The following is a 13,047-nucleotide window of genomic DNA, read 5'->3' on the forward strand; positions in this document are numbered from 1 at the left end:
GTATCTCGCGCCCAGTGCGGCCGTGATGGCGGTAGACGACGCGTCGGCGGCCGTGCTGGATCTGATCGCCCTTCGCGCGTTTTTGTCAGAGGTTATCGTCGACGACCTGGCTGGCCGTTTCCCGGCCGACGTCAGGGACGAAAGCCTCGACGAATTGGTGCGTGTTCGTGCACTCCGACGCATCGACACCCCCCAATCAGTCGTTCCCCAGTGATCGTTCCTATGACGCTGGTGCCGCTCAGCACGATGGTGCTCAACGTCACCAATCATTCGAACCTGAGCTGCACGTATTGTTACGAGCACGGCGAAGACAAGATCCCGCAGACCGGAAACGGCAAGCAGCCGAAGATGATGACTGAGCAGACGGCCCGCGAGAGCGTGGACTTCCTGCTGCGCGAGTCGGGCAAAGACGCGCACATGACGTTCTTCGGCGGCGAGACCTTGCTGAACTTCCGGGTGCTGAAGACAACCGTCGCCTACGCCACTGAACAGGCCGCTGCGCTGGGTAAGACCATCGACTTCAGCATGACGACGAACGCGACGCTGCTGAGTCCGGAGGTCATCGACTTCCTGGCGGGAGCACAAGTTCGGCGTGACCATTTCGACGGACGGCCCGCCCGACCTGCAGAACAAGTTCCGCGTGTTCCACAACGGCACCGGCAGTTACGACGTGATGGCGCCCAAAGCGAAGGCGCTCATCGCTGCACACCCGTCGCGGCCGATTGGCGCGCGCGTGACGCTGACCAAAGACACGCTGGATGTGTGCGGCGCATCCACAACCACCTCACAGAAGAGATCGGGTTCTGGGCAGGCTTCGTCCCGCGGACGGCGTCACCTGAGCGGCCGCATGCGTACGGCGATGTAGGCTTCGAGCAGGTGCTGGCTGAGTTCCGCGCGCTGGCAGAATTACCTCTCGGCCGCCGCGCTCTGAGGACCGGCATCACGGGTTGTGCAACGTGCGAGACGCTCAGCGAAATCCGCAAGGCGCCAGCAAAGCGTGGCCGTGTGGCGCCGGGTTCGGGTTGTTGGTGGCGTCCACCGGCGGCGACGTCGGCCTGTGTCATCGCTATCACCGGGTCAGACGATCACAAAGTTCCGGTACCGTGCGTGACGGCATCGACCGCGCGAAGCAGCACGATTCTCTCGAGTCGCATCACGTGAGCAACAAGACCGATTGTCAGACGTGCTGGGCGCGGCCGTTGTGGGCCGGCGGGTGCTATCACGAGGCCCACACGCGATTCGGCACCACGAACCAGCCCAACCTGCACTACTGCGACTGGATTCGCGGGTGACCGATACGTGCCTGTAGATTTACGGACAGATTGCGCAACTCAACCGGGATTCCTTCAGCAGTCCGAGGACGCCAATGAAGCACCTCAGCCCAGTTAACGCCAAAGCTCGTCGCTTTCACACGCGCTCGCCGTGTCTTCGGAGGCCGAGTCTTCTTCGGAGGCCGGGTCTTCAGACCCGGCGGCTCATGACGTCGTTGCCCTCCACACCCCGCAGCAACCGCAGGGGCCGCACATCCCGCTGGGATGCTCCACCGTGTTCGCACCCGGTTGGAAGTGGACCGCACGGGCGGCACCGCCGTTTGTGTCAGCCGGTGGAGCGCGACCTGTTCGACTGCCACCTCGGCTGCTTCTGGCCCGCGCAGGTGCCCGACCAGCTCAACCGCGCGCCCGACTGGACCAAGAGCGCGCCGCCGCCCAGAAAGACTGGCGCAAGATCGACGTGATCTTTCCATGAAGACGCTGTCTCGATCCTTCGAGAAGAGCCGCGGCCTTGAAGTTCAGGCCGCGCTACGAAATGCGCACATAGTGCGACTTGGTCTGTCTGTGGTGTGTCGGGCGGGGATTTCGTAGCGCGGCCTGGGTCTCAAGGCCGCGGCCTGCGCGTCTTCGCGCCAGTCGTGATCCTCCTCGCGCTCGTCTCCGCGTCTCTTTTCGCCGCGCCGCAAATCACCACGCGCCCGCAGAGCGGCCGAGCCACCGCCGCGCCGTCCGTGGCCGGCAATGGCACCATCTATCTTGGCAACTACAAGGGCACCATCTCGATCATCGACGAGGCGACCGAGAAAGTGGTCGGCGAGATTCCCCTCAAGGCCGGCATCCCCGGCCGCATCACGTTTTCCAACGATCGCTCGCGCCTCTACATCGCCGATATCTCATATGAGAAGGTCGAGATCGTCGATCGCGAAAACGCGAGAGCATCGAAGTCCACACGCTCAGCGAGGGCAGACCAAGGTCCGCATCTGGGGCATGCAGCCGGATCCGTTCGACAAGTACCTGATCCTGGTCATCAAGAATTACACGTTGAACGAAGACCATTGGGAAATCGGGCCACCCACGCTGGTGCAGCACGACCGCCACCAGGAAGATTGCGCGCACGATTCCATGGCCTAAGGATGAGGAGCGCGAGCGCGCGTCGGTGATCTTTCTCGCCCGACGGCAAGCTGATGTACCTGTTCGGCGACGACATCCTGATCTATGAGACCGAAGGGTTCAAGCAGGTCGACACCTGGAATCTGGCGCAGCCCCTGGAGCCCGGCGCCGGCCGCGTGACCTTCGGCGGCCTCGACCCCTTCACCGAGACGCCCGGGATCTACACGGGCCTGCTCACCATGAACGATCCGCTGAACGGCCGCCGCATGCTGGGCATCGGACGCGTTGATCTGGTGAACAAGAAGGTGGACTTCCGTCCGATTGGCCCGGCCAGGCCACTGGGCTGGGCCATTTCGCCCGACCGCAAGCGCGCGTACGGCCTCTTCCAGGACATCGGCGAGTACGAGTTCTGGACCATCGACGTGGAGAACGGCACCGTGCTGCAACGGCAGGCGTTTGCCGGTCGGCCGCGCATGGGTAACCGCGTCAGCAGCAACGGCAACATCATTTACATCTACACCGCCGGCAACACGATCGACTACTACGACGCCACCACGCTCAAGAAGCTGCGCACGCTCACGCTTGATACGGACATGACGTCGTTCACGCTGGTGCCGCCCAAGAAGTGACAAACGACCTCAGAGGTCCTGCCTCATCTCACCAAAGACCTCTGAGGTCGTTTTCCACTCGCGGAGCCCTTCGTTACCTGCGACCGTACCGGCCGCAACTGGCCGTTGTCCTGGTCATCAGCCTGGTCAGCACCGGGCTGTCGCTCTGGATGCCGTACCTCACCAAGGACTTGGTGGACGAGGCGCTCATCGGACGCAACAGCGCTGCGCTCTTCCGTATCGTCATCCTTTTCGCCATCATCGGAGCGATCGGGTTCGTCCTTAACGTCGCCAGCGGCCTGATCTACACACGCGTCTCGGCCGACATCCTCTTCGACATGCGGCGTGAGCTGTACGAACACCTGCAGCGCCCTCTCCTCGTTTCTACGCCGTGACCCGGCTGGGCGACATCGTTTCGCGCATCAACAGCGACATCAGCGAGATTCAGCGTGTGGCGGCAGAGGCTGCGCTCGCGTGGGTCGGCAATGTGCTCTTTCTCGGGGGCGGCATTGTCATCCTGCTCTGGCTCGACTGGCGCCTCTTCATCGTCGGTCTGACCACGTTGCCGCTCAGCGCCTGGGCGCTGGTGATCTATCGGCGTCGTCTTGATTCACGCGTTACGGACCTGCGCGAGCGGAGTTCCGCCATTGGCAGTTTCCTGATTGAGACGCTTCAGGCCAATCGGACGGTGGTGACCTCCGGCGCCGAGAAGCGAGAGGTCACTCGCTTCGGTCTTCTCAATTCGGCGTTCATCGACACTGTGATGGGCCTGCAGTGGGTGCATTACCTCGTGGGCGGCCTGCCGTCCCTTCTGTTGGCCGGCGGAACGGCGGCGGTCTTCTTCTACGGCGGCTACCGCGTGGTTGATGGCACGATGACGATGGGGACGTTGGCGGCGTTTATGGCGTATCAGGCGCGGGTGGTGGCGCCCGTGCAGGCGCTGATGGGGTTGTACGGCAGCCTGGCGGTGGCCAAGGTCTCGTGGCGTCGCGTGGCTGAGGATCCTGGAGACGCCGGTGGAAGTGGTGGAGCGTACGAACCCGATCGCGTTGCCCACGGTGCGAGGCGAGGTGGAGTTCGATCAGGTAACTCTTTCGTACGGCCGCGGCGGACCTGTGATTGAGGAGATCAGTTTTCGTGTCGCGCCTGGCGAGACGGTTGCGATTGTTGGCGCCAGCGGCAGCGGCAAGTCCACGATTGCGGATGTGTTGCTGCGACTGCTCGATCCGGACTCCGGCGTGGTTCGCCTCGACGGTCATGACCTGAAGGACGTGAAACTCTCCGACCTGCGGAAACATGTGCAGGTGGTGGAGCAGGAGCCGCTCTTGTTTCACACGTCGATTGAGGCGAACGTGCGCTACGCCAACCCGGATGCGAGTGACGATGAAGTGACGCGCGTCCTCGAGGCCGCCGGCATCGCGACGTTCGTGGCCGGCCTGCCCGACGGAGTGAAGACCGTCGTCGGCGATCGCGGCGTCGCGCTGTCAGCCGGCGAGCGTCAGCGCATAGCCCTTGCCCGCGCGCTGGTGACGAACCCGTCGGTGTTAATCCTCGACGAACCCAGCGCCGCCCTGGATCCCGCTCTCCGAGCGCCAGATCATCGAAGGCTATCGCCTCGCGATGAAGGGCAGAACAACCATCGTCATCTCGCACCGTCTGGATGTGGTGCGCGCAGCCGATCACGTGGTGATGCTGGAAGGCGCGAGGATTGTGGAACGCGGAACACCGTCGGAGTTGGCCGCCTCCGGTGGCCCATTTGCGAAGTTGTTTGGCGCTTAGGAACTGGGGAACTGGGGAAGTTGGGAACTGTGGAACTGTGGAACTGGGGAACTGAGGAACTGGGAAAAGGGGGATGGGGGGGGGGGGGGGGGGGGAGGGGGGGTGGGGGGGGGGGGGGGGGGGGGGGGGGGGGGCGGCGGGTTCTCAAGGCCGCGGCGGTACGTAGCTCGGCCTGTTCCTCAAGGCCGAGATCCGCGAGGCTAGCGTAAGGTGTCGATCAGATGATCTTGTCCGCCCACTCCCTCCCTCCCCGCACCGGCCGCGGCGTCCGCATCGCCGTGGTGGACAGCGGCATCCACGCCGCCCATCCACACGTGGGCGGCATCTCTGGTGGCGTGGGCATTGGCCCATTGGGCGAACTGAGCGACGACTACGTGGATCGCCTGGGGCACGGCACCGCCGTGGCCGCCGCCATTCGCGAGAAGGCCCCCAAGTGTGAGCTGTTGTCCGTGCGCGTGTTCGACCGCACGCTCACGACCACAGGGCTGGCGCTCGTCGCCGCGATTGAGTGGGCCGCGCTGCAGGGCGTACACCTCATCAACCTCAGCCTCGGCGCTTCGAATCAGGAGCACGCGCCCGCCCTGGCGGCCGCCGTCGCCAAGGCCGCAGCACGCGGCGCTATCGTCGTCTCCGCCGCACCGCAGGAAGGTGCCGCTTGGCTGCCCGGCGGTTTGCACGGCGTGGTCGCCGTCGATGTCGATTGGGACTGCCCGCGCGAAGAGTGTCGCGTCGTGAGCGCCGATGCTGGCGGCATTCGCCTCACCGCGTCCGGCTACCCGCGCCCCATTCCCGGCGTCGCACCCGAACGAAACTTCAGCGGCCTGAGCTTTGCCGTGGCAAACGTGACTGGCTTGTTGGCGCTGACTCTTGAAGACCGGCCGGCCCAGACAGTCGCTGCACTTGCGGACCGGCTGCGGGACTAGACTCACCCAAACTACGATGAAATGCGTTCGAGCGAGGTAATACGCTTTTCGTGGTCGGCGAGGGTCGCGGCAAATGCCCGGTCCGCCGCGTCTCCTGGAACCGTGTGGTCGTCGAGCCGTTTCATGATCATCGCGAAGCCGGCTCGCATTTCCAGTCGGAGGCTGTCGTCCTCGCGGATGCCTCGAATCCGATCAATCACGTCTTCGTGGAGTACGCCCATGTGGCGCCGCAAGTCCACGGTCTCCGTCTTCAGTCCGGCAACGTCTGTTTTTAGTACTGTGACGTCCGCCTGGAGGTGCGTGACGTCCGCCCTGGAGGTTCGTGACATTGGCGGTCAATCGATCAAACCGCCGGTCGATTTCGTCAAAGCGTTCCTCAGACATCACGCCTCCAGTGCTGAACGACGACGATACCATCGTCAAGCGCCCTCAATCTGGAATCGCTTCAGAATCAGTACACGCATCTTCGATCTGCACCGATCGCTTCTGACCCGTTTCTCTGACGGAGGGGTAGATCCTGACCCAAAAGCGCGAGTCTCGATCGTCGACGATGTTAGGATCCGAATCCGAAGGCGAAGGACGCGCAATGACGCTCACTGAATCCTGCGTGACCATTCACATGGCCGGTAGCCTCGACGGCTTCATTGCCCGCCGGGACGGTCGCGTCGACTGGATGGAGACGTCCGACGAATTCGCCGGCGGGGAGCCGATGGATCCGTCGGTCGTCGCGGCGTTCCTCAAGACAATCGATTGCTACGTCATGGGGTCGCGAACCTACGAGACCGCGCTGAAGTTTGAAGCCCAGGGGCTCGGATGGGCGTACGGAGACACACCCACCTTCGTGCTCACGAGTCGCGATCTGCCACGCACCAGAGAAACCGTCGAGTTCCACTCAGGCGACCTCACGCAGTTCGTGACTGAAGTCCTGCGGCCCCGGTTTCGCCAGATTTGGTTTGTCGGTGGCGCGGAGACCTGCGCCGCGTGCCTCCGTCTTGGCCTAGCCGACGAAGTGCGCTATTCGATCCTGCCGATCGTGATCGGCGACGGCATCCCGTTGTTTGAGCACCTCGGCAAAGACGTCGCCCTTCACCTGACAGAGGTCAAGGCCTACAAGAACGGCATCGTGGCGCTTCGGTACGAGGTGCGATGAAGAGCTCCTTCCTTAGCCGTGACCAGGCGGCGATTGTCTGGCTGACGTTCGTTGCCGCGAGTGCAGCTTGCACCTCGCCGACGGGTCCCGACGAACTGTCCGGCGTGACCCTGCAGGCGGCATCCGTCAGATCGAGTGCTGTGCCTCCGGGAGCGACATTTCCGCCCACGATTCGTGTAGAGGGGCGGAACGTCGTCGTGTCGGGAATTATCACCACGCCGTGCCTGGGTTACGCAATCTCCGCAGGGGCGTTGAAGTTGGGAAGCCTGGTCACTATCACACTCACGGCACGTCAGCTCGGGAACGTGTGCCTCACCTTGGTCGACGAATTCGCCTATCGGGCGACCGTGCCCCCTGTGGCGTGGGGCCTACAGGATAGATGTCGTGTACGAGTACCCTGGAACTTCCTTGCCGACCGAGGTCGTCGGCAAGGCGACGATCGTCGTGAAGTAGGCGACTCGGTGCCACCCACGACCGACATCCTCACCGCGTTTGAATTGCATTCTCCAGGCCAGATCTCCGCGGCGCTGGACGAGGGCGTAGACCCGCACGCGCCGATTCGCGGGAAGTCGCCCATGACCTGGCTGACCGAAATGTACAGCCGGTCCGCGAATTTCCCTCGGTGCGTGCGCATCCTGCTTGACCGCGGTGCCGTACTCGATGATCCGGCGGTGGCGCCGGTACTGCTTAACGACGTGGCCGCGCTCAAGGCGGCCCTGCTGGACAACCCCTCGCTTCTGCACCACCGAACCACGATGGTGTCGGCCTTTACGCCGCTGGTCGGTGCGTCACTGCTGCACGTAGCGGCTGAGTACGGGAACGCAGACGTCGCTCAGGTGCTGATCGACATGGGCGCCGACGTGCATGCTCGCGCCGACACGGACGAGTTCGGACTCAACGGCCATACGCCGTTGTTCCACACCGTCAGCTCGAACCAGAACTACGCCGCGCCCATCCTGAAGATGCTGCTGAAGGCCGGCGCGCGCGCCGACATCGCGCTGCAAGGCATCACCTGGGGCAAGGGCTTCGAGTGGGAAACCACGCTGTTCGACGTCACGCCTGTGTCGTACGCGCAGTTCGGCTTGCTGCCGCAGGTGCACCGGCGCGACACCGACATCTACGACAACATCAGGCTGCTGCTCGAGGCTGGCGGCCGGGCGGTGCCGCCTCTCGACAACGTGCCGAACGCGCACTCACCCCGAAACAAAGCTGACCCGATGCGGCACTCCCTGTCACCAGACGACCGTCGCTTCCGCGACGACTTCGAGGCGTGCGTCGTTCAGCCAGCCGCGTTCGACCACCGGTCACACATCCGGCTGGCGTACATCTACCTGGCCGAACACGACACCGACACGGCGCTGATGAAGATGCGAACTGCACTGCAGGCGTTCATCGCACATCACGGGATTCCCGCCACGAAGTACCACGAGACACTGACGCGCGCATGGATACTGGCCGTGCACCACTTCATGGCCACCGCACCCGCTTCCTCATCGTCGGCGGACTTTGTCGAGGCGAACCCCGCGATGCTCGACACAAAGATCATGCTGACCCACTATTCAGCCGAGGTCCTGTTCTCGCCAGAGGCGCGCGCGCGGTTTGTTGAGCCGGATCTCGGTGTGATTCCGAGACACGGCGAGTAGGGCGGGCGCCTCGGCCTTGAGGAACAGGCCGAGCTACTTCCGGGAGGCCGAGCTACGTGCCGGATCGATATCCTCCTGCGTAGCTTGGCCTCGAACGTAGCTCGGCCTGTTCTTCAAGGCCGAGGCCCACCCACGTGGTAGGATTCGCGCGGGAGTTTCACACATGCACGCAGTCGTCAGAACGTATTCAGGCCCGGGCGCGAAAGAACTGTTCGATGTCATCGAGGCCAACCTCGCAGAGATCAAACCCCTCATACACGCCGTCAAGGGTTTTGTCAGCTACACGCTGGTTCGCACCGAGACAGGCGGCTTCGCCGTCACGGTCTGCCAGGATCGCACCGGCGTAGACGAGAGCCTCCGCCTGGCGCGCGAGTGGATCATGAAGAACGCCGCTCATACCGGCGCCGCCGCGCCTCTGGTGGCCGAAGGCACCGTGATCCTCTCGTAGAACGGATTTCACATCGGTGTCGCCGGACCTGAAGGTCCGGCCTCCGAAGACAATCGCTATCGCACCCGGCGGCCATCCATCACCCACATGCCACGCCCGTAGGTGGCAATGACGATGAGGTGGTCGCGCGGGTGGATTTGCAGGTCTGAGACCTGCACGGACGGCAGGTTTCCTCCCAGCACGTGCCAGGTCAGGCCGGCATCCTTCGACACATAGGCGCCGAAGTCGTTGCCCGCGTACAGCAGACCCTCTACGGACGGGTCCTCGCGAATCACGTTGATGGAACCCGACGGGATATTGCCCACCACGCTGGTCCACGTCGCGCCGTAGTCGGTGGACTTCCACAGGTACGGCGCGAAATCGTCGTCTTCGCGGCCGCGCTGCGCGACCAGCACAGTGCCTGCCGCGCACTTCGACGGCACAATGCGCGACACCCCCTTCTTCAGCGCCATCGGCAGATTCCGGCCGATGTTGGTCCACGTGCGCCCGTCGTCCCGTGTGACATGCAAATTGCCGTCGTCAGTGCCCGCGTAGATGAGGCCTCGGGTCAGTGGCGACTCGGCAATGTGCGTGAGCGTCTGGTAGGGGATGGCGGAAGGATTCACACCCATCTGGCGCGGGTTGCTATCAGTTAGGTCATCGCTGATGCGCTCCCAGGTGGTGCCGCGATCGCGCGATCGGTAGACGTACTGATAGCCGGCGTAGACGGTGTTGGCATCGAACGGTGAGAGCACGATTGGCGCCATCCACTGGGCCCGCTGAGGCGCCTCGCCATCAGCAGCCTTCGGCCGGATATCGGTATGTGCCGGAGCCGCCGAAGGGGCCGGCGCTGCGCCCCGCCCGCCGCGGCTGGCAGGTGCCGGAGTCACGTCTGCGCGCGAGAAGTTGCCGTAGAAGCCGTGGGAATACACAAGGTTCGGGTTGGTGGGGTCGATGGCGTGTTGACTGCCTTCGCCGCCGGGGGCGCCCTGCCAGGCTTTTGGCGTGAACACGCCTCGGCCGGCTCCGGGGACGACGGCCACGCGGAAGCTGCCGGCGTCCTGCACCGATCCGTACGCGCGAAACGGCTTCGCCATGTCGAGTTCCACGTTGTAGAACTGCGTGCCACGGATGCCCCTGGCTTCGCGCTTCGTCCGGCCGCCGTCTTCGGTCATCGTGAAACCCTGATCGTGGGCGGTGTAGACCACTCTTGGGTTAACCGGATCGATCCACATGCGATGGTTGTCGCCACCGCCGGCCGCAAACGGCTTGAACGTGGCCCCCGCGTCGTCCGACACGCTCACACTGAGCGCCAAAACGTAGACGCGGTTCTCGTTTTTCGTATCGACGCGAATCTGCGTAAACACCCAGTTGTAGGTGTTGCCCAATCCCATCATCTGCGCGGCGGTTTCTGGCGTCTGACCGCTGGTGCGTCGCCACGTCGCGCCCTTGTCGTCGCTGCGATAGATCTCCATCCCGCGGATGATGTTGCTGTTGGCGGGCAACAGACGCCCGTAGGCATCGTTCTCACCCGGACGAGCCGGACGGCCAGCGTCGTAGTTGTCGATCACGGCGTAGACCACGTTCGTATTCGATCGCGAGACGTCGAGGCCAATGCGCCCGCGGAACCGCGGCTCGGGCAACCCCGTGTTGGCCGGCACCCAGGTGGTGCCACCATCCGTGGTCTTCCAGATACCGCCCTCGGTGTAGTTCGGCTCCACGCGCGGGTCGCTCCACTTGCGACGCACCCGCTGCCACATGCCCGCATACAACGTGTTCGGGTCCCTCGGGTCCATCACCAGGTCCACCGCGCCTGTGTTCGGGCTGCGATACAACACCTTCACCCAGGTCTTGCCGCCATCGGTGGTTTTAAAGACACCGCGCATGTCATTGGGCGTCCCACCATGGCCCGAGGCGGCCACATAGACGATGCTGGGATTGGTCGGGTGGACCAGGACGCGGCCGATCGTGCCCGTGTCCGTGAGTCCCATGTGCTGCCATGTCCTGCCGGCATTGATGGACTTGTAGATGCCCGTTCCCGCCATGCTCGCGCGGAAGAGATTCGATTCGCCGGTGCCCACCCACACGATTGAGGGATTCGACGGCGCCACCGCGACGTCGCCGATGCTCGCGCTCGCCTCATGCTCGAAGATGGGGCGCCACGTCAGGCCGCGGTTCGCAGACTTCCACACGCCGCCGGTGGCCGCGCCCACATAGATATTGCGCACGCCCTGCACATCAGCCACCGCGATCGACGTCATGCGCCCGGTGTGATTCGACGGGCCGATCGACTGCCAGGGAAGGAGTTTGTACGGCGACGCCGCGGCCATCGTCTTGTGCGTGCCGAAGGCAGTCAGATGGGCAGCGGCATCAGCCGGTGTCGTGATCTCAAGCAACTCGACGTCAAACACCAGGAGTCCACGAGGTGCCCCGGCGCGCGGGTTGTCGCCGTAGGCCAGGCCGGCTGGAATCCAGAAGCGGCGCTTTTCGCCCTTCACCATCAACTGCACACCTTCGGTCCAGCCTCTGATGACCCGGGTGACGCCGAATGAGGTCGGCTCGCCGCGGACGACGGAGCTGTCGAACATCTGCCCGTCGGTGGTCCAGCCGCTGTAGTGAACTTTGATGGTTGACGCGGCGGTCGGCCGTTCGGTGCCGCGACCGGGCGTCAGCACTTTCGACGCCAGTCCCGAAGCGGTGACTATGGCATCGGGTGGCGCGGCGGCCACATCCGGCGGTGGAGGCAACTGGGCCGGTTGGCCTTGTTGGGCGCCAACGGCGCCAATCGCCACGGTTACGATCGAGGCCAGCACCAGCGAGGAAATCCGAACGCGCGTTGTCATGGCCTAGAGTATGCTCCGCGACATGACTCGATCCAAAGGACGCTTGGGGGTACTGGTCCTGGCAGCGATGGTGTTCGGCCTGGCCCCGCTTCCGGAGGCCGCGCCGCCGCAGTCGGGCGCAATTGCCATTCGGGCGGGCCGGCTGATTGACCCGGACACCGGCACGGTTTCAACAGATCAGATCATCCTTGTCGCCGGCGGACGAATCTCTGCGGTCGGCAGAGGTCTGGCCATTCCGACTGGGGCAACGGTGATCGATCTGTCAAAGGCCTCGGTCATGCCAGGCCTGGTGGATGCGCACACGCACCTGTGCCTGCAGGTGGTGGCGGCGCGTGACCACGGCAGTTACTACTACACGACCCTGAACGACCCAGACGCGTTTCGTGCCGTCGAAGGGGTGGCCAATGTCAGGGCCATGCTCGAGGCCGGGTTCACGTCCGTGCGCGACGTAGGGAACGAGGGCAACTTTGCCTGTGTGCAGGTGCGCAAGGGCATCATGCAGGGACTGATTCCAGGTCCCACGATGATCACGGCCGGCCGCATCATTGCGCCGTTTGGCGGGCAGTTCCATCTGCAGCCAGACAAGCCCGGTCTGGCCGAACCCGAGTATTTCTTTGCCGACACGCGCGACGAAATGATCAAGGCGGTGCGGCAGAATGCCCACTTCGGCGCCACCGTGATCAAGATCGTGGTGGACGACCAGCGCTACATCTACTCAGTCGACGACATCAAATTCATCAAGGCGGAAGCGGCCCGGGCGGGTCTCAAGCTGGCGGCGCACGCGTGGACGCGTGCCGGCGCGCAGAATGCGGCAGAGGCCGGCGTGGACTCGATCGACCACGGCATCGACATGACAGACGAGATCTTGTCCCTTGCGAAGAAGAACAACGTGGCCCTGGTGGGCACGGAGTTCCTTGTGAACAGCGATTTTTTCGATGGCGCGTTTCGAAAGCAGGTGGTGGACCGCCTGAGGCGCGCGTTCAAGGTTGGTGTGACGCTGGTGTACGGCACGGATGCCATTGAAGCCGTGGATGGCAAGACCCGCGGTGAGGTCGCGATCTCGGGTATTGATCCCTGGGTTGAGGCGGGAATTCCGGCGCCGGCCATTCTCAAGGCAATGACCATCGAGGCTCATCGCCTGCTGGGTCTCGACGCGGAGCGCGGGAGCATCAAGGTGGGTCAGGCTGCCGACCTGATTGCGACCGTTGACGATCCGCTCGCCAATATCGCTGCCCTCAAGAAAGTGCAGTTCGTGATGAAAGACGGGCGCATCGTCCGCCAGTAGAGACGCCG

At 63.9% G+C, this 13,047-nt stretch carries 15 protein-coding genes; 13 read left to right on the top strand and 2 right to left on the bottom strand.

Annotated elements, in window-relative coordinates:
* The 9 genes from IPL75_15890 to IPL75_15930 all read left to right on the top strand — a co-directional run.
* A partial coding sequence (locus IPL75_15890) for a hypothetical protein (GenBank protein ID MBK9241688.1) occupies positions 1–214 on the top strand: 214 nt, incomplete at its 5' end.
* 8 nt (positions 215–222) lie between these two features.
* Complete coding sequence (locus IPL75_15895; protein MBK9241689.1) at positions 223–1,161, top strand: radical SAM protein; 939 nt, start codon at positions 223–225, stop codon at positions 1,159–1,161.
* A 316-nt stretch (positions 1,162–1,477) separates the two neighbouring features.
* The gene (gene qhpC, locus IPL75_15900) at positions 1,478–1,735 is read left to right on the top strand and encodes a quinohemoprotein amine dehydrogenase subunit gamma (protein MBK9241690.1); all 258 of its coding nucleotides are present in this window, start codon (positions 1,478–1,480) and stop codon (positions 1,733–1,735) included.
* 433 nt (positions 1,736–2,168) lie between these two features.
* Entirely contained in the window at positions 2,169–2,402 is a 234-nt protein-coding gene (locus IPL75_15905; protein ID MBK9241691.1) for a hypothetical protein, read from the top strand.
* 53 nt (positions 2,403–2,455) lie between these two features.
* On the top strand, positions 2,456–3,010 hold the full coding sequence (locus IPL75_15910) for a hypothetical protein (GenBank protein ID MBK9241692.1): 555 nt from the start codon (positions 2,456–2,458) through the stop codon (positions 3,008–3,010).
* Positions 3,007–3,384: a hypothetical protein gene (locus IPL75_15915; GenBank protein ID MBK9241693.1), complete on the top strand. Its 378-nt coding sequence runs from the start codon at positions 3,007–3,009 to the stop codon at positions 3,382–3,384. The genes IPL75_15910 and IPL75_15915 overlap by 4 nt, the downstream gene beginning before the upstream one ends.
* Entirely contained in the window at positions 3,381–4,112 is a 732-nt protein-coding gene (locus IPL75_15920; protein MBK9241694.1) for an ABC transporter ATP-binding protein, read from the top strand. Before IPL75_15915 ends, IPL75_15920 begins: the two co-directional genes overlap by 4 nt.
* Positions 4,012–4,977: an ABC transporter ATP-binding protein gene (locus tag IPL75_15925; protein MBK9241695.1), complete on the top strand. Its 966-nt coding sequence runs from the start codon at positions 4,012–4,014 to the stop codon at positions 4,975–4,977. The genes IPL75_15920 and IPL75_15925 overlap by 101 nt, the downstream gene beginning before the upstream one ends.
* Before the next feature lie 12 nt (positions 4,978–4,989).
* Positions 4,990–5,691 carry a S8 family serine peptidase gene (locus IPL75_15930; protein MBK9241696.1) on the top strand — a complete coding sequence of 234 codons (702 nt, stop codon included), beginning with the start codon at positions 4,990–4,992 and terminating at the stop codon, positions 5,689–5,691.
* Positions 5,692–5,702: 11 nt separating this feature from the next.
* Here the strand turns inward: IPL75_15930 and IPL75_15935 are convergent, their stop codons facing one another.
* The gene (locus IPL75_15935; protein ID MBK9241697.1) at positions 5,703–6,020 is read right to left on the bottom strand and encodes a hypothetical protein; all 318 of its coding nucleotides are present in this window, start codon (positions 6,018–6,020) and stop codon (positions 5,703–5,705) included.
* Between the two features lie 257 nt (positions 6,021–6,277).
* Here IPL75_15935 and IPL75_15940 point away from each other — a divergent pair, with 257 nt between their 5' ends.
* The 3 genes from IPL75_15940 to IPL75_15950 all read left to right on the top strand — a co-directional run bounded on the left by IPL75_15940 (position 6,278) and on the right by IPL75_15950 (position 8,932).
* Positions 6,278–6,841 carry a dihydrofolate reductase family protein gene (locus IPL75_15940; protein ID MBK9241698.1) on the top strand — a complete coding sequence of 188 codons (564 nt, stop codon included), beginning with the start codon at positions 6,278–6,280 and terminating at the stop codon, positions 6,839–6,841.
* Positions 6,838–8,484: a hypothetical protein gene (locus IPL75_15945; protein ID MBK9241699.1), complete on the top strand. Its 1,647-nt coding sequence runs from the start codon at positions 6,838–6,840 to the stop codon at positions 8,482–8,484. The genes IPL75_15940 and IPL75_15945 overlap by 4 nt, the downstream gene beginning before the upstream one ends.
* 163 nt (positions 8,485–8,647) lie before the next feature.
* The gene (locus IPL75_15950) at positions 8,648–8,932 is read left to right on the top strand and encodes a hypothetical protein (protein MBK9241700.1); all 285 of its coding nucleotides are present in this window, start codon (positions 8,648–8,650) and stop codon (positions 8,930–8,932) included.
* 56 nt (positions 8,933–8,988) lie between these two features.
* Here the strand turns inward: IPL75_15950 and IPL75_15955 are convergent, their stop codons facing one another.
* Positions 8,989–11,754, bottom strand: coding sequence for an FKBP-type peptidyl-prolyl cis-trans isomerase (locus IPL75_15955; protein MBK9241701.1), 2,766 nt, complete (start codon positions 11,752–11,754; stop codon positions 8,989–8,991).
* 22 nt (positions 11,755–11,776) lie between these two features.
* Between IPL75_15955 and IPL75_15960 the strand changes: the two genes are divergently transcribed.
* Positions 11,777–13,039 carry an amidohydrolase family protein gene (locus IPL75_15960; GenBank protein MBK9241702.1) on the top strand — a complete coding sequence of 421 codons (1,263 nt, stop codon included), beginning with the start codon at positions 11,777–11,779 and terminating at the stop codon, positions 13,037–13,039.
* The last annotated feature ends 8 nt before the right edge of the window (positions 13,040–13,047 follow it).

It is taken from the genome of Acidobacteriota bacterium, from assembly GCA_016716905.1.
GTDB lineage: Bacteria > Acidobacteriota > Vicinamibacteria > Vicinamibacterales > SCN-69-37 > SYFT01.